Below are 21492 nucleotides of genomic sequence, written 5' to 3' on the forward strand. Positions count from 1 at the left end.
CTTAACTCTATCAAGCCGCTTTGGAAACCGGAACCCTTCCCTGAGTCGTCCAAACGTCCCGTTTAATATTTATGATCCCAACTTTATGCAACCCCTTCATGATCTGAAAGCAAAAATCGACTTCCCACCATTTATATGCGAAGTTTGGAGAGGTTGGATGCCCGTGGTGGTTGTTCTGATACAATTCCCCCATCGTAAGAATGTCGATCGGAAGCATATTCTTAGACTCGTCTTGGGTTTTAAAATGATTCTTATATCCGTATTTATGTCCTCCCCAGTTTACGATCGCGCCGTGAATCGGACCCATGAGCCAATGGATCGGAAGAAGAAGATACCAACCCCATTGTCCTTCCGGAACAAAGGCCATATAGTAGAATGCGTAGAGAGAACCGAATCCGATCCGAAACCACCAGTTCTGACCGAGCATATCGATCGATTTCCAACGGGGAATAGAATCCCGAGTGAATTCCGGTTTAGGAGAGACTCGATCATAAGCAAAATCGTCGTAGATATGTTTTGTTTTGATCATCATCTCGAACGGATTTTTAGAATGATGAGGAGAATGCGGATCTTCTTCCGTATCGCTGTAAGAATGGTGCATTCGATGCAGAACGGCGTATCCGTATGGATTTAGATAAGAAGGACCTTGGAGAATCATGGTCAATAGATGAAAAACCTTTTCCCAAAAAGAATTCATCGTAAACATCGCGTGGGCCGCGTATCGATGCAGGAAGAAGGTTTGGACAAAAACCGAGCCGAACCAATGTGCAAAAAATAAAATTAAAATGGGGACCATGATGGGCCTCCTTGTTTTTTCTCTTCAATGAACGGTGTTCATTATTGTCAAAATAAGCGAACATTGTTAATTATGTAAAGAGAAAAATGAAAAGAATTCCTACTTTCCAAAAATGGGTTTTTTTGAGGAGTTGGATGAAAAAGATTAAATGGGTAAAATTCACCTGATTTCGGGGGCTTTTTCTATTTTTTAGGTGGCGGCGTCGTGGTAGCAAAGAAAGCAACTCAAAAGAAATCAGTAGGAACTCCTTCCTCTAAATCCGGAAAAAAAGGTGTTTCTGCTTCAAAGTCAGGAAAGACTTCTTCTCGTTCTAAACTCAATGATACGGTCCCTGAACTCAGCGGCTCGCTCTCTACGGATCGCTCGCCCGGTCGCGTAGGAAAACTCAATGAAACGCTCCCTGAACTCAGCGGCTCGCTCTCTATGGATCGCTCGCCCGGTCGCGTTTCAGGTCGGAACTCCGGATCTGTTTCTAAATCCAGGGGAACTTCCGGGTCGAATGGAAAGAAGAATTCTCCAATAGGGACCCGGAACACCGATTCTACGGTTTTTCCAAAGGGAAAACACTTTCCTGCGCCTTGGAATCTGAAAGGGGAAGGTTTCCTTTTTCCTCTTTGGGCAAAGAAAGACTACAACCGCGAAATGGGATTTTTCTCAGGAGAAGATTCCAAACAATATACGGGCGGATTGGGTTCCTTGATGCTTGTAAACTATGAAACGAGCGATGTAGGACCTTATTACGAACTTCTTTATATTCCGGGTAATTTCACTTACAAGGATGAATCTTATAAAAGGATCACGAGAATTTTTGTTTCGAGTCAAAAGTCGGTGGAAGAGGGAATTCTTAACTGGGCGATCCCCAAAGAAAAAGCTGATTTTACTTGGATCAGAGAAGAGAATCTCACGAAAATTTCCGCGTTCCGAAACGGAAAGGAATTTTTTCGTGTGACGATCGCAACCAAAGGATTCTCCTTTCCGGTTTCCACGAAAATTCTTCCTTATACACTTTTACAAAAAGCGACGGAAGGTTATCTGAGCACTCAGTTTGTCGGGAAAGGCAAAGGAAGAATCGCTACGATCCGTGAAATCTGGAGCGACGAGGCCGTTTTCCCCGACGCGCTCAAAGGTGGGATCTTTAAAACCGGAATTCATTCCGATCCTTTCGAATTGATCTTTCCGGTTGCGGATGTGATCGACTAAAAAACGATTGTGAGAATTGAGGAATGCGGCGGTTCGATTCCGTTACGGCGACCGAAGATTCCGGTTTGGAAGCGGATTTACGGCGGTATCGGTTTTATTAAAACAAAATTTAAAACATTCAATCTTTAGAATATTAGAGTTATTAGGAGTAATCATGGAAGAAGCAGTCATCCTGGACGGAATCAGAACCCCGTTCGGTAATTTTGGAGGAACTCTCAAGGACCTCAGTGCGGTGGATTTGGGCGTTTTGGCTTCGAAGGCAATTCTTGAAAAAACGGGAGTTTCTCCGGACGCGATCGGAGAATCCATTTTCGGAAACGTAATTCCGACCGGCAAAGAAGCGATTTATCTCGCGCGTCATATCGGTTTGAAAACGGGGCTCCCTTTAGGAGTTCCGGCTTTGACTTTGAATCGTCTCTGCGGTTCCGGTATGGAAGCGATTATCCAAGCAGCTAAGAAGATTTATCTCGGCGAAGCGGACGCGGTTCTTGCTGGCGGTGTGGAATCGATGAGCAACGCTCCATACGTTGTGCGAAACGCTCGTTGGGGAGTTCGTTACGGTTCCGCCGAATTCGAAGATACTCTCGAACAAGGTCTTACCGATCAGTACGTCGGTTTGATCATGGGGCAAACCGCGGAGAATCTTGCGGACCAATATAAGATTTCCAGACAAGAACAGGACGAGTGGGCTGCTATCTCTCAAACTCGCGCCGAGAAAGCGACCGCGGAAGGAAGATTGAAGGACGAAATTCTTCCGGTAACGGTTGGAGGTAAAAAACCGATCACATTAGAAAAAGATGAATTCATCAAAGGTGCGGCGGGCGCCGAGAAACTCGGAAGTTTAAAGGCGGTTTTCCGCGAAGGCGGAACCGTTACCGCCGGGAACGCCTCCGGCTTAAACGACGGCGGCGCGGCTACGATCGTAACTTCCGCTTCTTATGCGCAAAAGATCGGCAAAAAACCGCTCGCGATCATCCGAGGATACGGCCACGCCGGTTGCGATCCTGCGAAGATGGGAATCGGTCCCGCACTCGCGATTCCTGCCGCTCTGAAAAGAGCCGGTCTCAAACTTTCCGATATGAGTCTTGTAGAAGTGAACGAAGCCTTTGCCGCACAGTATCTCGCGGTTCAAAAAGAACTCGGCCTCGATCCTTCCATTACGAACGTAAACGGAGGAGCCGTTGCAATCGGACATCCGCTCGGAGCATCGGGTGCAAGAGTTACGATCACACTTGCTTACGAACTCAGAAGAAGAAAGGCGAAATACGGAGTCGCTTCTCTTTGTATCGGAGGCGGTCAGGGAATTGCTCTCGTTCTGGAAAATCCGGAAGCGTAATCAAACGCAAAACGTAACGTCAACGGAGAATTCTTTTTTCCTTTGTAAGTGAAAAAGCCCGGTGTCCCCGGGCTTTTTCTTTTTATCGATTCTTCGCCGATTAGAGGAAGATATATTAGAATACTTTGATTTTTGAAATCGGATTTTTTAAAAAGAAGTAGTCCCAAAGCAATTCCTTGGGTTCTTTGGGCGAAAGATGTGTAGGTGAGTTTATGGCAAAAGCAAAGAAGAGTATCGTAAAGAAAAAGGCGCAAGTGATCGAAGATTCTTCCCCTAAAGCAGAGGAAGGCACGATCTATGACGCGGAAAGAATGGTCGTTTATAGCGACGCGGTTTTTGCGATTGCTTTGACGTTGATGGCCTTGGAAATTAAAATTCCTCATCTTCATGATCTCGGATCCGGAAGTCTGCTTCAGGCGTTGCTCGCAAAATGGCCGGATTATCTGAGTTTTGTGATCAGCTTTTTGATCATCTCCGTAGTTTGGACCAATCACCATACGATCTTTAAATACGTTAAAAAGACGGATCACACTTTGATCATGCTTAACAGTCTTTTGATGCTCAATATTTCCTTCATTCCTTTTTGTTCCGCTCTTTTGGGGGAATACTCGGCGCAAGGCGGGGAGAACGCGACCCTTGCTTCTTTTATCTACGGGGCTTGGATCACTCTCGGGGGAATTCCCTTCAATTTAGTTTGGAGATACGGAGTCGGAAATCCAAGCCTTCGAGATCCAAATGCGGATCTCGAAGAGATCAAAGCCATCAGCGGTCATTACATCAAAGGTCCGATTTTTTATTCGATCGTAACCGCTTTAACTTTTATTAACGTTTGGTTGAGTTTGGCAGGTTTTCTATTCTTGATTCTTTTCTTTTTTATTCCCGCGACTTGGGTTCTTAAACTCAAGGGAAAGAAGATCGTTTCCAAAGATTGAGGAAGTCCTCCGGTGCTTTCCGGGGATTCTGTGATAGTTTAGTTTAGCCTCGTTGAAGGAGTTCCTACATTCTTAGATTTTTAAGGACTTCTGCGGGTTGAATGCCAGACTGAAATCAACTTTGTGGTAGTTCCTACTTTTTTGATCCAATGAAGTTAAGTCTCATTGAATCCGGTAAGAGTTCCTACATTTACCGTCAAAGACTTCTCGGTGAAAACCGGGTCGCGTAGGAGTTCCTACATTCTTTTTCCAAAAGGGAAACCGAAGTTGGAACCGAAGGAAGTCCTTGGTTCCGGCCTCCGGTAGGTTTTCCTCCTTCGTACCTTCTTGACGGTAAAGGATTCTCTTCGAATCCTGCATTACAGAGCTCCTAATTCCAGGTTCCAATACCGATTTCGAGGCCGTACCGGTTTTCCGGCTATCGGCGATTCAGGCGGGATGCCAGGAACCATCGGACGAGTTCAAATTCGACCAAGGTGTGCTATTAAAATGGAATTTGCCCTTTCCAGCGAACAGAAAGAATTACGCGATCTCGCGAGAAAATTCGCGAAAGAAGAAATGCGTCCTCGCGCGGAGCATCACGATCATACGGGAGAATATCCCATGGAAGTTCTCAAAAAAGCCTGGGAAATCGGCTTGATGAACATCCACATTGAACCGCAGTTCAACGGTTCCGGAATGGCGGAATTAGACGACGTTATCATTGGAGAAGAATTATTCTGGGGATGTTCCGCAATGGCCACCGCCATTCTCGCGAACAACCTCGCACTCGCCCCCGTTCTCCTCGGTGCGAGCGACAAAATCAAAAAAGAATTCGTTCAGCCTATGACGGAAGAATTCAAACTCGCAGCCTACGCGGTGACGGAACCCGGCGCGGGCTCGGACGTCGCGGCGATTCGCACTTCCGCAAAAAAGGTCGGAGACGAATACATCATCAACGGTTCTAAGATGTGGATCACAAATGCTGGTTACGCGGACTGGTTTTTTGTTCTTACCAAAACGGATCCGTCTGCGGGACACAAAGGAATCACCGGCTTTATCGTAGATGCAAAAACTCCCGGAATCATCATGGGAAAGAAAGAAATCAACATGGGTCAGAAATGTTCCGATACCCGTGGAATCACTTTCGAAGACGTAAAGGTTCCCGCTTGGCAGATGGTCGGCCGCGAAGGCGAAGGTTTTAAAATCGCGATGGGAGCGTTCGATCACACTCGCCCCGGAGTTGCGATCGGAGCCGTCGGTGTCGCACGCGCTGCTATGGAACACGCGATTCAATACGCAAACACCCGAAACACTTTCGGACGTCCTATCATGGACAACCAAGGAATTTCCTTTATGATCGCCGAAATGGCTCGTGATATCGAAGCGGGCCGTCTTCTTTGTTACCAAGCGGCTTGGATGATCGACAACAAATTTAGAAATACGTATCAGGCTTCGATCGCGAAGATGTTTTGCGCGGATATGTGTATGAGAGTTTGTACCGACGCGGTTCAGGTTCTCGGAGGGTACGGTTTTAATACGGAATATCCCGTCGAAAAACTTATGCGCGACGCAAAGATCTTTCAAATCTACGAAGGAACTTCTCAAATCCAAAGAATGATCGTTTCCCGTTTTCTCGCGGATGGAAAGGGAATCGAGGGACCGAACTTCTGAAAGAATTCTCTCTAACATTCGAGGAGTTTTCCAAACTCGCGGAACGGGGAAATCTGATCCCGGTCTTCAAACAGATCTTTCTGGATATGGAGACCCCGGTTTCCTTGTTTGCAAAATGGGGTTGTGAATCTTCCAAAAATTCCTTCCTCCTCGAATCGGTGGAGGGTGGAGAAAAGCTCGGGAGAAATTCCTTTTTAGGAAAATCTCCTTCCCGCCTTTTACAAGGGAAGAATGGACTCTTTTACGTTTCCATCGGCAACGAACCGGAAACCGAAATCATCACATACGATCCTCTGGTTCTTCTGGAGAATTTACTCGGAGACGACGTCTACGTCCAGGACTATCGTCTTCCTCCTTTTGCGGGCGGCGCCGTCGGATTCTTATCCTTTGCCGCGGTTCGTTATTACGAATCGATTCCGGATACGAAACCGGACGACGAGAACGCTCCCGATTGTTATTTTGCGATCTACGACGAACTTCTCGTAGTCGATCATATCGATCACGTTTTAAGAATCGTGGTCAATGCAAGAATCGGAGAACATCCCAATCTCAAAGAGTGTTACGAAGCCGTTCTGAAAAAAATCGACTCGATCGAGTACGAAATCAGAAACGGAATCGTTCCCGACGAAATCAAAAATCCGAAAACCGTCTCGGGAGCTCTTCAATTAAAACCGAATATTCCGGATGAAGAATATAAGAAAAATGTGGAACGCGCCAAGGAATACATCAAGGCCGGTGATATCTTTCAAGTCGTCCCTTCTAGAAAAGTCCAGTTCAAACCGGAAGTTTCCCCGTTTCAAATCTATCGCGGCCTAAGAACCGTAAACCCAAGTCCTTATATGTATTATCTCCGACTCGGAGAAATTACCATCGTGGGAAGTTCTCCCGAAATTATGGTTCGTTATGCAGGGAATCAGACCTTCCTCCGCCCAATCGCGGGAACTCGTCCAAGAGGCAAAAACGCGAGCGAAGATAAATTCTTGGAAGACAACCTTCTTTCCGATCCGAAAGAAATCGCGGAGCATATCATGCTCGTCGATTTAGGACGAAACGATCTGGGCCGCGTTTGTAAACCCGGCAGCGTTCGCGTCAGCGATTTTAAAGTGATAGAAAAGTATTCCCACGTTATGCACATTGTAAGTCAGTGTTCCGGCGAACTCGACGAGGAAAAAACCGTCTACGATCTGATCCGGGCGACGCTTCCGGCTGGAACCGTTTCCGGAGCTCCTAAGATCCGCGCTATGGAAATCATCGACGAACTGGAAACCACAAGACGCGCGATCTATTCGGGTGCGTTGGGTTATATTTCCTTTTCGGGTGAAAGCGATCTCGCGATCATCATTCGTACGATCGTGTTTTACGGGGACACCGCATTCTTACAAGCCGGCGGCGGTGTGGTTTACGATTCGGTCGCAGAATTGGAATTGGAAGAGACCAAAAATAAAATGGCCGCTCTTTTAAAAGCGGTCGAGTTTGCAAGAAACGGACTCAAAGGAGAATGGAAATAATGCTTCTCCTCATCGATAATTACGATTCTTTCACATACAATCTCTATCAGTATTTTTGTCAGATCGGAAACAACGTGGAAGTGTTTCGAAACGATAGAATTTCGTTAAACGAAATCAACGAACTCGCACCGAAGGGAATCATTCTTTCTCCCGGTCCCGGCCGTCCCGAAGATTCGAAAGTTTGTCTGGATGTCATCCGTGAACTCGGAGGAAAGGTTCCCATCTTCGGAGTTTGTCTCGGACATCAGGCGATCGGTCTTGTTCACGGAGGAAAGATCGTCTCCGCTCCTTCGATCATGCACGGAAAGGTTTCACTCATAGAACACGACGGAAGGGATATCTATAAGGGAATTCCTTCGCCGTTTGTCGCCACTCGTTATCATTCTCTCGTGATTCAACCGGAAAGTATGCCGGCCGAATTGGAAGTGGCTTCGAAAACTCCGGATGGAGTGATCATGGGAGTCCGCCACAAAACAAAAAAACATCTTTACGGAGTTCAATTTCATCCGGAATCCATTATGACCAGCGCGGGATTGGATCTGGTCAGAAATTTTTCCTCAATCGTTCAGGAGTTATGAAGCTTTTTTTCAGGCTTTTGTCTTACTCCGTACGCTACAAGTACAGATTCTCCTTGGGGATCGTATTTGCGCTTTTGACGGCGATCTTGAACGCGGTTTCTCTCACGGCATTCATTCCTCTTTTTGATTCCCTGGGCAACGACAAACAAACCAGATTCCAATTGCAGCTAACGTTGCCGGAACAAAGAATCCTTCTCAAAGAAAAGGTTTTCGGCGACGAATCTCTGGACGGACTTGAAAGAACCAAACTTCTTTTGATTGACATAAAGGAATGGATCAACGGAAGAACCAAAGGTCTCGAACCTAAGGAAGTCGTATGGGCGATTTGTATCATCGTGATGCCGCTTTATCTTCTAAAATTGATCACGTATCTTCTATCCGTGTTCTGCATCGCGACCGCCGGTTACAAAGCCGTGCGGGACATTCGTCAGGAATTGTTTGAAAAAAATCAACTCCTTCCTCTTACATACTTCTTCAAAGAAAAAACCGGAATGATGATGAGTAGAATCATCAACGACGTTGAAGTTGTCGCCGCGGTGATTTCGAGCAACTTCAGGGACGCTACGATCAACTTCTTTTACGTGATCACTCACTTGATGGTCTTATTGTATTTGAATACGGAGCTGCTCATAGTCGCTTGCCTCACCGTGCCCGTTATCATTCTTCCGGTGACCTTGTTTACAAGAAAGATCACGAAGTCCACTGTGCGTTCCCAGGAAAAGATGGCGGATCTCAACGCGAATATCCAAGAGATGATTTCCGGAATCAAGGTGATCCGCGTTTTTAACACGGAGAAGTTCGAGCAGGGAAAATTCGGAAAGATCAACCACAACGTCTATCGCCGAAATTTCAAAGGTCAGTTTTATCTTCAGATTGCGCCTTCTCTCGTGGAGTTGACTTCTTCGATCGTTGTTCTCGGTTTTTTTGCGGCGGGAGCGAGCCTCATCTACAACGGTCGGTTTACTCAGGGAGAATTTATGGCGTTTCTCCTAACGTTACTTTTTCTTCTAAGACCTTTGACCCAACTTTCCCAGATGGTCGGAAAGATCACGCAAGCGATCGCTTCCGGAAAGAGAATTTTCGAAATCATCGATCTGGAAACGGAAGATCACAGCGAAGAAAGTAAAATTTCCGCGCCGCCTCTTGAAAAAGGCATCGAATTCAAAAATCTATTCTTCTCTTATCCCGGAACGAACACTGCGGTTCTAAAGGATATCAATCTCAAGGTCAAAAAAGGAGAAACGATCGCGTTGATCGGAGCGAGCGGCTGCGGGAAATCGACCCTCATGGACTTACTTCCGAGATTTTTCGATCCAACTTCGGGGTCGATCGAATTTGACGGAACGAATATCTGCGATATCAGCCTTGGGGATCTTCGAAAAAAAATCGGGATCGTAACACAGGATATCTTTTTGTTTCACGGTTCCGTCGCGGACAATATCGCCTACGGAAAACCAGGAGCGACCCGCAAGGACGTAATCCGGGCCGCAAGGCTTGCGCACGCGCACGACTTTATCAAAAAGATGGACAACGGATACGATAGTATTCTCGGGGTTCGGGGCTTGAATCTTTCCGGCGGTCAAAGACAAAGACTCGTGATCGCGCGCGCGCTTTTGCGCGATCCGGAGATTATGATCTTGGACGAGGCGACTTCCGCGTTGGACGTGGAATCCGAACGTCTTGTAAGCGACGCGCTTCGACGTTTGTATGCGAATCGTACCACCTTCGTGATCGCTCATCGACTTTCCACGATCAAAGACATTCCGAGAATCATCGTAATGGACAACGGAAAGATCGTGGAAGAGGGAGATCACAATTCCCTATATGAGCAAAATGGAATCTATCGAAAACTTTCCGACAATCAATTTGCCGGCAATAACGGAGTATTACCATGAAAAGGATCGTTTTGATCGTAGACGATAACGACCGCTATGCGAACAACTTAAAAGTTTGGTTTGAGAAAAACGGATTTGAAACGGTGCGCGCGGTCGATGCGGCCCAAGGCTGGGAGATCTATTCCCGAGATAAGAATCGATTTCATACGATCGTGACCGACATCACGATGGAAACTCAGACTTCCGGTCTTTGGATGATTCGCAGGATTCACAAGGACGGATATCGCGGAAATAAAATCATCGCGACTACGGGTTTCGATTTTCCGGGAGTTATGTTTCTTTCCGGTTCCATTCTTCCGAGTTTTGCGGGAATCGGGTGGATGATCCCCAAAGTTCCTCTGAAGGAAGGAAAAGTGGTTTTCCTTCCAACGTCCTTAAAAAAGAAAATTCCTTACGAATCAGTTCTCTAAAGGAGGACCGTTTTCCGGCGACTGATCCGTGTTAGACGGATTCACCGGGTCGGTTTCTTCCATATCCGAAGCGGGAGTGAACGAAGCGGGTTTTCTTTTGTATCTCTTCCCTTTTTTCTCTTTTGGAGGAGCGAGAATGGTTCTGATTTTTAGATACGGACCGAACACCCAGGACTGAACCGTTTCGTAGTAACTTTCCGGATTTTTCGATTCCAAAAGAAGAAGGTAATAATGATCTTCCACGAACTTATCGCCGGTTTTTTGAATAAATCTTCGATCGCTTTTTTTCAGGATTTTTCCGACTTCGCCTAACGTAAGAGAACGAAGTTTGCGAGAAGTCGGATACGGATTTTCCTGAGCGTAACCGCCTTCCACTTGAACCGTTCCGAATTGATAGAACGCCTTACGAAGATAGAGTTGGGCCAAAATTCTTTGATTCAATTCTTCCGAAGTGGAACTTTCCAAAATTCGAATAAAGGAAAACGTTCCATAGAGGCTTGTGTTTTGTCCGATCGCCTCCACTATATTTTTTACCAATTCGGGTTTTGTTTCCAATGTTTGTTCCAAAATTCTCAAAGAAGCTCTGGTCTTATGAATTCCCAAGGCTTCGATCGCGGTTTTTTGCAACTCCGGATCTTCCGAGTCCAAATACGTTTTGAATAATTTCAGATCGTCGTTTACTTGAAAAGCGGCAAGACCCAAAAGAGAAGCCTTCACGATTTCGGTTCTTGTGGAACGGATTCCTTGGCGGATGAGTGCGTCTCTCGCGGAGGGATCCTTGGTTTTTCCCATTCCCCTCCAGGAAGAGAATTGGATATCCGGATCGTTGGATTTGATCCCTCTAAAAAAATAATCCAGAGAAGAAGGGGAGCCGATATCGGCTAACGCCTTGTAGGCGGCCTGTCGAACCGCTTCACCGTCCCTTTCGATTACGTGGTGCAAGGTTTTTACGCCGCCTCGTCCCATTCTTCCTAACGCTAAAACCGCAGCCGCCCGTACTCTCGGGATCGGGTGCGTGAGAGCCATACGATCCAAAGTCTTATAACGTTTTTCGGTTTCCGCGCGAAATATGATAAGAATCCCTTTTTTCAAAGAAAGGTCGTAGTCGATTTCCTGTCTTTCCTTCGGAGTCAGGTCCTTCCTTTTTCTCCGTTCGTAAGAAGAAACACCGTCGGATTCTTCCGTAAGATTTCTCGGATCGTCTACGTTGATTCCGTTGGGATTATTTCCTTCGGAAGCATCGCCGGGCTGAGTCGCCGAATCGTCGGGCGCGTCGACCGTTTGAGGAAGTTTAAATTCTTCCCGAATACGACCTCCGGATTCCGCGTTCGCTACGGAACTCAAAACGCCGAACACTAAAAGACTGAAAAAATACTTTTGAAGTTTAGAATATAAGGACATCGGGTACCTTTGAATGGTAAAATTTTTGCTAAGATGCTATTTATAAGTTCGTCCGATTTTTCAGCTTTTTTCTATTTTTTTCCATGACAAGCATGATTTCCGAGGACCGGAATGCTTGACGGAAGACGAGGAACCTGTTAAGTTTTAGCTATTGGGAGAATTTCTTTATTAGCAAGCTCAGCGGTAACCTCAACGGCCTCAAATCCAACCAAATCCAAAGACTGAAAAAAATTTCCGAGAAAAGAATCCGGGAAGACGTAATCGTTAGTCAAGAAATTTCACGCACTCTCTGCGAATTATCCTTAGAAATCGGCAAACAAATCGGAATTCTCATCGATCGCTCCGGTTACGTTACACACGTGTTAGTCGGATCCGATACATCCATCGAAATTCCTTTCTTGGATCGGCTTCGGACGTCCGAAGCGAGGTTGCGCGGTCTTCGTTTGGTTCACACACATTTGAAGGGAGAATCGCTCAACCAAGAGGATTTGACCGACTTGGCGCTTTTGCGTTTGGATTATATTACTGCGGTAACGATGGATTCTTCCGGAAATCCGAACGGATATTTCTCCGCCCATTTTAATCCGGAATCGGAGGACGAACTCTGGACCGTTCTTCCGAAACAATATCCCGGACAACTCAAGGAAGGAATTCACGAAGAAATTTTAGAAATAGAATCCCAACTTTCCCGTTTTAGAAAAAATCTCAAAGACGCACAAAAGGAAAACCGCGCCTTTTTGGTCGGCGTTTATCCCGAAAGAAATATAGGAAGACATCCTTCTCTTTCAATGGAAGAATTGAAGGAACTCTGTCGAACCGCGGAAGTGCACGTGGTCGATACCTTTGTTCAGAAAAAAAATCGTCTGGATCCTTCCACGGTTTTAGGAAAAGGAAAGCTGGAAGAGATCATTCTAAAGGCGATTCAGAAACACGTGGAACTTCTCGTCTTCGATCTCGAACTCACTCCTTCTCAGGCGAAAAAAATTTCCGATATCGCCGATATCAAGGTGATCGATCGAACCCAACTCATTCTTGATATCTTCGCGAGAAACGCGAAGAGCAGAGACGGTAAATTACAAGTAGAACTCGCTCAGTTGAAATATCTGAAGGGAAGACTTACGGAACTAGACGACAACATGTCGAGGCTGACCGGTGGAATCGGAGGAAGAGGACCGGGGGAAACCAAACTTGAAATCGGAAAACGAAGAGTCGAAGAAAGAATCACAAGACTCGAAGTCGAACTCAAATCCCTCAAAAAAAGAAGGGAGATCAATCGACGTCAGAGAAAGAAAAACGAACTTCCGGTGGTCGGTATCGTAGGTTATACGAACGCCGGAAAATCCACGTTGCTCAACGCGCTTACCAACAGCGAGGTTCTTTCCGAGAACAAGTTGTTCGCGACTCTCGATCCGACTACGAGAAGAATCCGGTTTCCGGAAGAAAGAGAAATCATCATTTCGGATACGGTGGGATTTATCCACGATCTTCCGCCCGAGTTATCCAACGCCTTCAAAGCGACTCTGGAAGAATTGGGCGATTCCGATCTTCTCGTGCACGTAGTCGACATCTCCAATCCGGATTACAAACTCCAGATGGAAGCGGTTGAAAAGATTTTGGAAGAATTAGAACTTTCTCATATACCGATGATTCAGGTTTTTAACAAGATCGATCAGTTGGAAAAGTTTAAAACTCTCGCGTTGAAGGAAGGTTACGGCAGCGAATTCAAAAAAACGGCTAAGAATTCCCTGAATCATGGACCCGGCTTGGAAGCGATCGCGGACTTAAAGGAAGATTTAGGAATCGATTCTCACGCGGACACGGTTCTAGTATCCGCGTATCAGGGTTGGGGTTTAAAAACCCTTTTGGATCTTTTGGAAGAAAGAATCTACGAAAAGGCTTTTTTGGCTTCTTCTACGGAGTTGTAAATTTCTACTTTTTTCGGAAGTTCCATCAATCGGATTACGTTTTCGAGGAAATGATTGAGTCCACCGATTACGATCTTTCCGGAATGTTGGTCCACCGTTTTGATTAAAGTAAGAATCGTCGCGACTCCCACGCTGTTGATGTATTCCAGACCGGAAAGGTCTAGAATGATATTATAGACTTCCTCTTCGAAGATAAAGTGTATCTTACGGGAAATCTCAAAAGAATTGGAGTTCGTCACCTTACCGTTGAATACAACGAGAAGGACTTCCTTATTCGGAAGACTGGATTTGGTCGTCTCAATATACAATGAATCGAATTCTACTCTCGCCATGAAAATTCCTATTTTATCGCTCCGGATAAAGTTTCCCTTCTCTATATTTCAGTCGGACTTTCTCGCTTGTTTGAAGCTCATCGACTCGATACTTCCCTCTTAACACAATTTCGATTCTTCCTCTTTGGGGAATCGAACCTTCGTATTTCAGATACGCCCTTCTATGAGAACGTTTTTTTTCAAATTCTACAACGTGACCCTTTAGAAAATCATCCAAATTCTCCTGGGAAGAACCGTACGTCAAAAGTTCTTGTTCTTCGCCCGAATCCAGGAATAAGTCCAGATGTTCCCCATTCTCCTCAAAATGCAAAGACAAAGTAAAGTCTTTCCAATTCATCCGGAGAATTTTTAGAGTTTATCCTCTAATCGAATCGCGACCGAAGCGTGGCGGATCAAAGAAAGCCCGTCTATGATCTTCAATGATTTCTTTATATTCTCTTCGGTAGCCGGATGCGTAATCACGACAACTTCGACCGGTTCCTTTTCCGTTTCGTTCTGTCTTACTGAAGAGATGGAAACTCCGTGATCTCCCAAAACCTTAGAGATTTCGGAAAGAACTCCCGGAAGATCTACGGTCGTAAACCGGAGATAGTATCGCACCAAGGAACCGTTCGCTTCGGAGACGCTTGCCGGAGGAAATAAGTTTTTCTCCGGAGCCAAACCTTTGTTTTTTCTCGCTCCGTAATAGAGAATATCCGAAACAACCGAGGAAGCGGTCGGTAAAGAACCGGCGCCCTTTCCTACGAACATTCCAGGACCTGCATATGCGGTTTGATAGTAGATCGCGTTCATCTCGTTCATGATATTAGCGAACGGATGTTTCACCGGAATCATCACGGGTTGAACTCTTGCTTCCAATTGATCCGAAATTTTTCGAACCAAGCCGAGAAGTTTGATTCTATAACCGAGCTCGCCTGCAAATTGAATGTCCAACCTGCTAATCTTTGTTATACCTTCGATTTGGACGCTCTGTAAAGGAATTTTTTGCGAGAACGCTAAACTTCCTAATATACTAATTTTATGAGCCGTATCGATTCCTTCGACATCGAAGGTCGGATCTTTTTCAGCAAAACCTAATTCCTGCGCGATTCGAAGCGCTTCCGAATAATCGAGGTGTTCCAATTCCATTTTGGAAAGAATAAAATTCGTTGTGCCGTTTAAGATTCCGTAAAGGGAAAGAAAAGAATCCGAGCCGAGTCCGGTTTTGATGGAACGGATCACCGGGATCGCTCCTGCGACGGAGGCTTCCATTCCGATTTCCAAACCCTTTTCCCGTGCAAGGGAGAAAAGTTCTTCTCCTCTTTGAGATAGGAGCGCCTTGTTTGCTGTGATAACGGTTTTTCCGTTTTTCAAAGATTCGCTTACGATCGTATAAGCGACGTCGGTTCCGCCAACGAGTTCCAAAACCATATCGATCTCAGGATCGGAAATGATTTTATGAAAGTCGGATTCTAATTTGCAATTTGGGAAGTTGAGTAATTCTTTTTTGATTTTATCGGGAGTTCTGGTGGAGACCGAGGAAAGAATCAGATCCAGACCGTATTTCTCGCGATACGCGGCGCTTTCTTTTTTGAGAATTTCGAGAACCCCGGACCCGACGGTTCCGGCACCAATCAATCCGATTCGAATGCGTTCCATGGATTACCATCTTCGAAATTTGCGGGGAAGATTCACTCAATTTTCATTCGAAAAGGGATCGTTCCGGGAAGGATTGAAATTTTAATTTACAACATTTCATTTCTCTGGTACGAATCAAAGATAAGTTTTTAAATCCAAAAACACAGGTCCAAATGGCAAACAAAAGAAGGCCTCCCAGAAAGAAACATAATTCAAATCAAAAAGGTTCGGGAGGGAATGAGAAGAATCGGGAAAACGCAGATTCCAACCGAGGCGGCAATGAGTCCAGAGAAGGGAATCGAAGACATTCTCATCAACAACGCCAGCAACAAGGGAAGAATTTTCAGAGAAATCAAGAGTTCCATCGTAAAAGCCAGGAATTGGCGATGGAAAAAAATCCTCCGAAAGTAAGAACTCCGAAAGAAGGAGGACGATACTTAGCGGGTGCGATTCTAAGCGGAAGTATTGTACTTTTAGGAATCTTCAGTTATTTCATTTGCGAAAACTATCACACAAAAACTCCCGTTTATGGAAAACGAGGCTGGGACGATACGTTTCAGAAATCGGTCACTTGGGCGGAAGCGAAAGAAATCTGCGATGAAAGATCCAAACGTCTTCCTGGAAAGGATCAGCTCAAGAATTTCAGCAAGAGGGCGGATGCTAAATTGAGAAACGCAGGAGTCTTCTGGTCGTCCAGTCCGGAAGGGGATTCCGGTTATTACTATTCCGTAAATTTCAAAGATGGAACGGAAACGAGTAGCCTAGGAACAATGAAGTATAACGTGATCTGCGTAAAATAAGCTCCTCGGTCGAAATCCGAAAGGGGCAGATCATCTCTTTCGGAAAACTTTTTTCCGTATTCCATGCCACTTTTCAAACTTCGATAAAATTCTTCCTCTTCAAAGAAACAATTTAAAAAGAATCCAGAACGATAGGACTTCCTCATGATAAAAAAAATTTCCGGTAGAATCGTAACACACGAACAAGATTTTCATGGGACGGTCGAATGGGATTCTTCCAGCGGATTGATCCGTTCCGTTCTTGTGGGATTGGACGTAGACAAAGAGGAAACAAAGGAAGAAGTTTGGTATGATCCGAACGAAACCGTGATTTTTCCCGGTTTCGGCGATATTCATATTCACGCAAGGGAAGACGAGAGCGGAAAACATACTTATAAAGAGGATTTTCTTTCCGCGAGCGCGGCCGCCATCAACGGAGGAGTGATTCATGTCGCCGATATGCCGAACAATCCGGTTCCTCCGGTCGACGAGGAAAGTTATTTAAAAAAAAGAAAACTCGCGGACAAATCTCCGATTCACATAACGTTGTACGCCGGAATCGGGCCGAACACGAAGCCGTTAAAACGGTCCGTTCCTTATAAGGTTTTTATGGGTCCGAGCATCGGAGAACTTTTCTTTCATAACAACCAAGCCTTGGAAGAAACGATCCGCAATTATGAAGGCGAGAATATCAGCTTTCATTGTGAGGATCCTGAAATTTTGGAAAAACATCAGGACGAAATTTTACACGAAGATCGTCGTCCGGCGGAAGCCGAAACCATGGCGACCGACTTTGCCTTGTATCTGATCGAAAAATACAAACTCAGAGGAAAACTCTGTCATTATTCGACTGGAGACGGTTTGGAAAAAATCAAAGCCGCAAAGAAGAAGGGATTGAAGCTCACGTGCGAAGTGACCCCGACTCATTTATTCTTCGACAAATCGATGTTAACCGAAGAGAATCGGAATTGGTTCCAGATGAATCCTCCTCTTAGAGGAAAAGAAGATCGTGAGAGAATGTTGGAAGGCGTTAAAGAAGGTTGGATCGACTATTTGGCGACCGATCACGCGCCCCACAGTATCGAGGAAAAACAAAAGGGAACGAGCGGGATTTCCCAATTGGATACATATTCACTTTTTGTAACATGGTTGATTCTAAAAGCGGGAGTCGATTTAAAAACGATCGCCAAGATCTGCGCCAAGAATCCGGGAGATTTTGTAAACGAATATCTCCCGGAAAAATACGGAAAAGGATTCGGAAAAATCGAAACCGGTTATGCCGCCAATTTTACCGTTCTGAATTTGAAAAAGCCGAAGACCTTTGAGAAAAAAGAAATCAAAAGTAAATCGGGATGGTCTCCGTTTGAAAACTTTACGTTTCCCGGTTCGATTGAAGCGGTTTATTTTATGGGAAGTTCCATTCGATAAATCAAAAATTGTTTTTCCGTCGGAATTCCGACAAAATGCGAGAAGAAGAATTTTTCTTGGCAGAATGCAATTTCTGTGATAGAGACAAATCTCTCAATTCGTTCCCGCGGACCCGCCTCCACCACCCTAACTCGGGCGGGGCGCGCGACTTTTACGGAGGACTGTCGTAGTTACGACGGGTTTTGTCCAGTTCTCTTTTTTAAAGTTTCCTTTCCTTTTTTTCTTAAAAACTTCCGCTGAATCAGCTCCAATGACGAAGAAGCATCGCTTTTTGAAAGCCGAGTTTTTCGTAGATCCCTTTTCCCATTTCCGTTGCATGTAAAATTATAATTCCGGAAAATTCTTTTCTAAGTTCTTCCAAGATACTTTGAACCAAAATGGACGCGTAACCGAATCCTCTCTGCGCCGATTCTGTCGTGATCGAATAAAGTCCGAAGGATTTTCCGTTGAAGAACGTCATTCCCGTTGTAACCATCGTTTGATCTATAAAACCTCCGAAGATACGAAAGGAATCCCGATTCAGCAATTTTAGATATAAATTTTCGCGATCGTCCGATCCAAAGGAAACGTTTACGATTTTAAGCCAGGTTCTTAATTCTTCATCGCTTTCTATTTTTCTAATATTATAATTATCAACTATAGAATTTTTGGAGGAAAAAAACGGATCTCCCGATAAATACATCCCCCATTGTTTGTTGCAGTCCTCGTATCCGAGTTCCTCAAGAACGGTTTCATGATCGCGGGAATCCAAGAAATCGAGCACAGCCGATCGATAACCTTCTTCTCTCAGCGTTTGAATTTCCTCTTTTAAAGAAGCGGAAGAAAGAGTCTCTTTTAAAACGATTCTTGTAAACCAATCCGAATCCGCGTTGGAATAAAAAACAAAATTTTTACGATCCAAAATCGGGGACCCGATCAGATCGGAAAGAACACGGTGTAAATCCGTATAATTTTTCGTAATTTCGAAAAGGTCCGAATTCATAATTACGCGGGTGATAGAATTTTTTTCTTCCAGTGATGAGCGTTCTTTCTTCCTTCTTCCAGCGCTTCCTTTCCGTGTTTGAGTTGGTTCGCGTCGATGTAAGGAGTTACGGTTTCGATTCTAAGAATCTGTTTTTTATACTGCTTGGCCAGCATTTCCTTTAGTTCTCTGGTTTCGTTCTCAATGATTTGAACTGAAGAATGAAACGCGCGGATCATCGCTCTTTCCGAATGTCCTTTTTTTGTGCGAACGCTATGTACGACGATTTTACGGATCGATTTATCTAGGATCAATTCTTTGATCGGTTCCTGATCGGCGACTCCTCCGTCTATGAATTCTTCTTCGCCTAACTTTTGTATTTCGAACAAAAAAGGAAACGTCATCGAAGCGAGAATTTGATCGATCAGATCTCCTTTGGTTTTGAGTTCCCGAATCTGCTTCGTGATGTTTGAAACCGAAACTCCCATCGGAATCGGAAGGTCTTCGATCTTCTTGTGACCTAAATGCGGTTTTAATAATTCTTTGATTTTTTTTCCGGAAAGAATTCCAGAATAATTTTTAAGACCTTTTCGAATGGGCTTTACAAAATTTGTGATCAGATTCCCTTCCCAGAAATCTTTTTTCTTTAAGTTTAGAATCAAGTTCGTCATTTCCTCGGAGGGAACGCCCGCGGCGACTAACGAACCGATCAAGGCCCCAGAGCTGCAACCGGTGATCTTTGAAGGATGAAATCCTATTTCGGACAAACCCTTTGCAAAACCTGCGTGGGCGTAAAAACCGAAAAAAGCGGAGTTAAAGGTGAGGGCGGTAAATTTTTGTTTAACGTGTATCTGAATCATATTATTTTTATTTAATGTATTTTATTCCGGAATGATTTCTCCGAACATCCAGTTGAAATAATCCTTATTTCCTTCCAATAAGGGAAGGCTAACCACGCAGGGGACCGAGTAACTGTGAAGAGATTTGACTCTCAGAGTCAGTTCGGTCATCAGTTCGCTTTTGGTCTTTACGATTAGGACTGCTTCGTTGTCTACGACCAACTTTTTTTCCCAGTGATAAATTGACTTCATCTTTGGAAGAATGTTCGCACAGGCAGCCAGTCTTTCTTCCACAAGAGTTTTCCCTATCTTCAGGGCTTCTTTTTCATTCTTCGCGGTAATATATACGAGCCTTGGTTCCATAGAATTCTAATTTTATTTTTCGTCAGAATCGCCGTTTTTTTCCGAGAGTTTTTTGGTCTTTTCTCATGTTTTAGAGAATTCTTACGAAACTAAAAGTATGAAGGAAATTTTTAAAACTATGAATACTGAAATCTTCGGCAAAAATTTCCTTCGTAAACCGCAATACTTCATTCTTCTTTTTATGTTCTTTGTGCTCGGGCCTCTTACGTCCGAAGAGCCTGAGAAAGTTCTCTTTCGTTGGAAGTTGACTCCGGGCGAAACCGTGGAGTTAAACGAATATCACAGGGTTCAGTTGGTAAGTCAGGGAAGAAAAATCAAAAGAGAGGATAAGAATCGAATTCTATTGGAAACCTTATCCTGCGAAAAACAATCCTGTCTTCTGGACGGATTCTTCGATACTTACAGTCGTTTTCCCGAAGTCGATCCTGCTTTTCGAAAAGACAAAACTTATAAGAGCCAATTTCAAATCACGGAGATAGGTCAATATAAGGTTCCTCAAGAATACAGTATGCCTAATCTTCGTTCGCTGCCGAGCTTTTCAGAAAGACCGGTTGCGATCGGAGAAGAATGGACGCAACCCGCAACGGAAAGTTTTCAATTTCCCGGCGGAAGAGTTATGATCACGGTCTTAGCAAAGTATAAGTATCACGGACAAGATCAATGGCAGTTTCAAAAACTCTCCGGTGTTGCCGACCGTATAGAATACAATTATACTCTTTACTATGATTCTCAAATGGGTCAAGAAGGAGTTCCTCTTAAAATTTACGGATTCGCAAGAGGAATGGTTTACTTTGATCGAAACTTGGGACTTCCACAGTATAAAAGAGTGCAACTGGCTTACACCTTCGTTTATCAAAACGGAATAGCGCAAGAGATGTCTTTCGATATCCACGGAGTTTATCGCAAAGACGTGAAGTTGACGGATAACGATAAGGATAAGTTTGCGGAAGAGATCAGAAAAATTCTCGGAGGAGAACTTCCAACCGGAATCGAACACGGAAAAGATTCGGTTAAGAATTCGAAACGACCGCCCGGTCGTGAAAGTCTGAATTGGCCCGAAGAGGAAGACAATCATACGCGTCCGCAGAATGAAAAACCGTCCGGACCTCCCGTAGAAATTCGAAGGACGGAAGAAGGAATCGCTATTTCTTTGAACTCGGTTCTTTTTGATTACAACAGTTCCGAACTCAAAGACGAAGCGAAACAAGAATTGGAAAAGATCGCTTCCGTTCTAAAAAAATACGGCGATCGAGAAATTAGAATCAGCGGCCATACCGATAACTCAGGCGGAGAAGAATACAACCGCAAACTTTCCAGAGAAAGGGCGCTTTCCGTCTTAAAAGAACTTCGGGACAAACAAGGTCTGGAAGAAAAGAGGTTGTCTTACGAAGGTTATGGAAAGAGTAAGCCTATCGCCGATAATACGACGATCCAGGGAAGACAAAAGAATCGTCGCGTGGACATTACTATCGTCATGGAATGAAGTTCGTAATTTAGATTCGAATTGAAAGACGCCGAAGAACAAAGGTTCAAAAGTGA

Annotated in this window: 19 protein-coding genes and 1 pseudogene; 12 read left to right on the forward strand and 8 right to left on the reverse strand. The window is 44.7% G+C overall.

The features are described 5' to 3' along the window. Window positions 1-10: 10 nt before the first annotated feature. Window positions 11-796 (reverse strand): acyl-CoA desaturase, encoded by a 786-nt coding sequence (locus CH376_RS03960; RefSeq protein ID WP_100786806.1) that lies wholly within the window; start codon window positions 794-796, stop codon window positions 11-13. Window positions 797-1219: 423 nt separating this feature from the next. Between CH376_RS03960 and CH376_RS03970 the strand changes: the two genes are divergently transcribed. The 8 genes from CH376_RS03970 (at window position 1220) to CH376_RS04015 (ending at window position 10308) form a co-directional block, all read left to right on the forward strand. Further along, complete coding sequence (locus tag CH376_RS03970; protein WP_125231961.1) at window positions 1220-1996, forward strand: acetoacetate decarboxylase family protein; 777 nt, start codon at window positions 1220-1222, stop codon at window positions 1994-1996. A gap of 154 nt (window positions 1997-2150) precedes the next feature. After that, the gene (locus CH376_RS03975) at window positions 2151-3332 is read left to right on the forward strand and encodes an acetyl-CoA C-acetyltransferase (RefSeq protein ID WP_100786844.1); all 1182 of its coding nucleotides are present in this window, start codon (window positions 2151-2153) and stop codon (window positions 3330-3332) included. Between the two features lie 212 nt (window positions 3333-3544). Next, the gene (locus tag CH376_RS03985) at window positions 3545-4264 is read left to right on the forward strand and encodes a TMEM175 family protein (protein ID WP_100786804.1); all 720 of its coding nucleotides are present in this window, start codon (window positions 3545-3547) and stop codon (window positions 4262-4264) included. Window positions 4265-4753: 489 nt separating this feature from the next. After that, entirely contained in the window at window positions 4754-5917 is a 1164-nt protein-coding gene (locus CH376_RS03995; RefSeq protein WP_100786802.1) for an acyl-CoA dehydrogenase family protein, read from the forward strand. Window positions 5918-6003: 86 nt separating this feature from the next. Beyond that, window positions 6004-7425 (forward strand): anthranilate synthase component I, encoded by a 1422-nt coding sequence (trpE, locus tag CH376_RS04000; protein ID WP_100786801.1) that lies wholly within the window; start codon window positions 6004-6006, stop codon window positions 7423-7425. Continuing rightward, a complete protein-coding gene (locus tag CH376_RS04005) occupies window positions 7425-8003 on the forward strand; it encodes an anthranilate synthase component II (protein WP_100786800.1) in 579 nt (192 codons plus the stop codon). Before trpE ends, CH376_RS04005 begins: the two co-directional genes overlap by 1 nt. After that, entirely contained in the window at window positions 8000-9898 is a 1899-nt protein-coding gene (locus CH376_RS04010) for an ABC transporter ATP-binding protein (RefSeq protein ID WP_100786799.1), read from the forward strand. Before CH376_RS04005 ends, CH376_RS04010 begins: the two co-directional genes overlap by 4 nt. Further along, window positions 9895-10308 (forward strand): response regulator, encoded by a 414-nt coding sequence (locus tag CH376_RS04015; RefSeq protein ID WP_100786798.1) that lies wholly within the window; start codon window positions 9895-9897, stop codon window positions 10306-10308. The genes CH376_RS04010 and CH376_RS04015 overlap by 4 nt, the downstream gene beginning before the upstream one ends. Here the strand turns inward: CH376_RS04015 and CH376_RS04020 are convergent. Then, window positions 10297-11709 carry a HEAT repeat domain-containing protein gene (locus tag CH376_RS04020; RefSeq protein ID WP_100786797.1) on the reverse strand — a complete coding sequence of 471 codons (1413 nt, stop codon included), beginning with the start codon at window positions 11707-11709 and terminating at the stop codon, window positions 10297-10299. The two genes, CH376_RS04015 and CH376_RS04020, sit on opposite strands and share 12 nt — an antisense overlap. 83 nt (window positions 11710-11792) lie before the next feature. On the opposite strand from CH376_RS04020, the pseudogene hflX reads away from it, so the two are divergent. Further along, window positions 11793-13634: pseudogene (gene hflX, locus CH376_RS04025) on the forward strand (GTPase HflX). Here the strand turns inward: hflX and CH376_RS04030 are convergent. Genes CH376_RS04030 through CH376_RS04040 form a run of 3 tightly spaced genes read right to left on the reverse strand, consistent with a single transcriptional unit; the run spans window position 13595 to window position 15604 of the window. Then, on the reverse strand, window positions 13595-13966 hold the full coding sequence (locus CH376_RS04030) for an STAS domain-containing protein (RefSeq protein ID WP_069608659.1): 372 nt from the start codon (window positions 13964-13966) through the stop codon (window positions 13595-13597). The pseudogene hflX and the gene CH376_RS04030 sit on opposite strands and share 40 nt — an antisense overlap. 13 nt (window positions 13967-13979) lie before the next feature. Beyond that, window positions 13980-14303, reverse strand: coding sequence for a hypothetical protein (locus CH376_RS04035; protein WP_100786795.1), 324 nt, complete (start codon window positions 14301-14303; stop codon window positions 13980-13982). Window positions 14304-14314: 11 nt separating this feature from the next. After that, window positions 14315-15604, reverse strand: a complete 1290-nt coding sequence (locus CH376_RS04040) for a homoserine dehydrogenase (RefSeq protein WP_100786794.1) — start codon at window positions 15602-15604, stop codon at window positions 14315-14317. A 152-nt stretch (window positions 15605-15756) separates the two neighbouring features. On the opposite strand from CH376_RS04040, the gene CH376_RS04045 reads away from it, so the two are divergent. Further along, window positions 15757-16383: an LIC_10572 family protein gene (locus CH376_RS04045; protein WP_100786793.1), complete on the forward strand. Its 627-nt coding sequence runs from the start codon at window positions 15757-15759 to the stop codon at window positions 16381-16383. Window positions 16384-16527: 144 nt separating this feature from the next. Next, complete coding sequence (locus CH376_RS04050) at window positions 16528-17790, forward strand: amidohydrolase family protein (RefSeq protein ID WP_100786792.1); 1263 nt, start codon at window positions 16528-16530, stop codon at window positions 17788-17790. A 241-nt stretch (window positions 17791-18031) separates the two neighbouring features. Here the strand turns inward: CH376_RS04050 and CH376_RS04055 are convergent, their stop codons facing one another. Genes CH376_RS04055 through cutA form a run of 3 tightly spaced genes read right to left on the reverse strand, consistent with a single transcriptional unit; the run spans window position 18032 to window position 19953 of the window. Then, a complete protein-coding gene (locus tag CH376_RS04055; RefSeq protein ID WP_100786791.1) occupies window positions 18032-18772 on the reverse strand; it encodes a GNAT family N-acetyltransferase in 741 nt (246 codons plus the stop codon). A 2-nt stretch (window positions 18773-18774) separates the two neighbouring features. Further along, entirely contained in the window at window positions 18775-19608 is an 834-nt protein-coding gene (locus CH376_RS04060) for a patatin-like phospholipase family protein (RefSeq protein ID WP_100786843.1), read from the reverse strand. 24 nt (window positions 19609-19632) lie between these two features. Then, window positions 19633-19953, reverse strand: coding sequence for a divalent-cation tolerance protein CutA (gene cutA / locus CH376_RS04065; protein ID WP_100786790.1), 321 nt, complete (start codon window positions 19951-19953; stop codon window positions 19633-19635). A 118-nt stretch (window positions 19954-20071) separates the two neighbouring features. Here cutA and CH376_RS04070 point away from each other — a divergent pair, with 118 nt between their 5' ends. Next, window positions 20072-21436, forward strand: coding sequence for an OmpA family protein (locus CH376_RS04070; protein ID WP_420843520.1), 1365 nt, complete (start codon window positions 20072-20074; stop codon window positions 21434-21436). Window positions 21437-21492: the final 56 nt, after the last annotated feature.

The sequence above is a fragment of the Leptospira adleri genome (assembly GCF_002811985.1).
Taxonomy (GTDB): Bacteria; Spirochaetota; Leptospiria; order Leptospirales; family Leptospiraceae; genus Leptospira; species Leptospira adleri.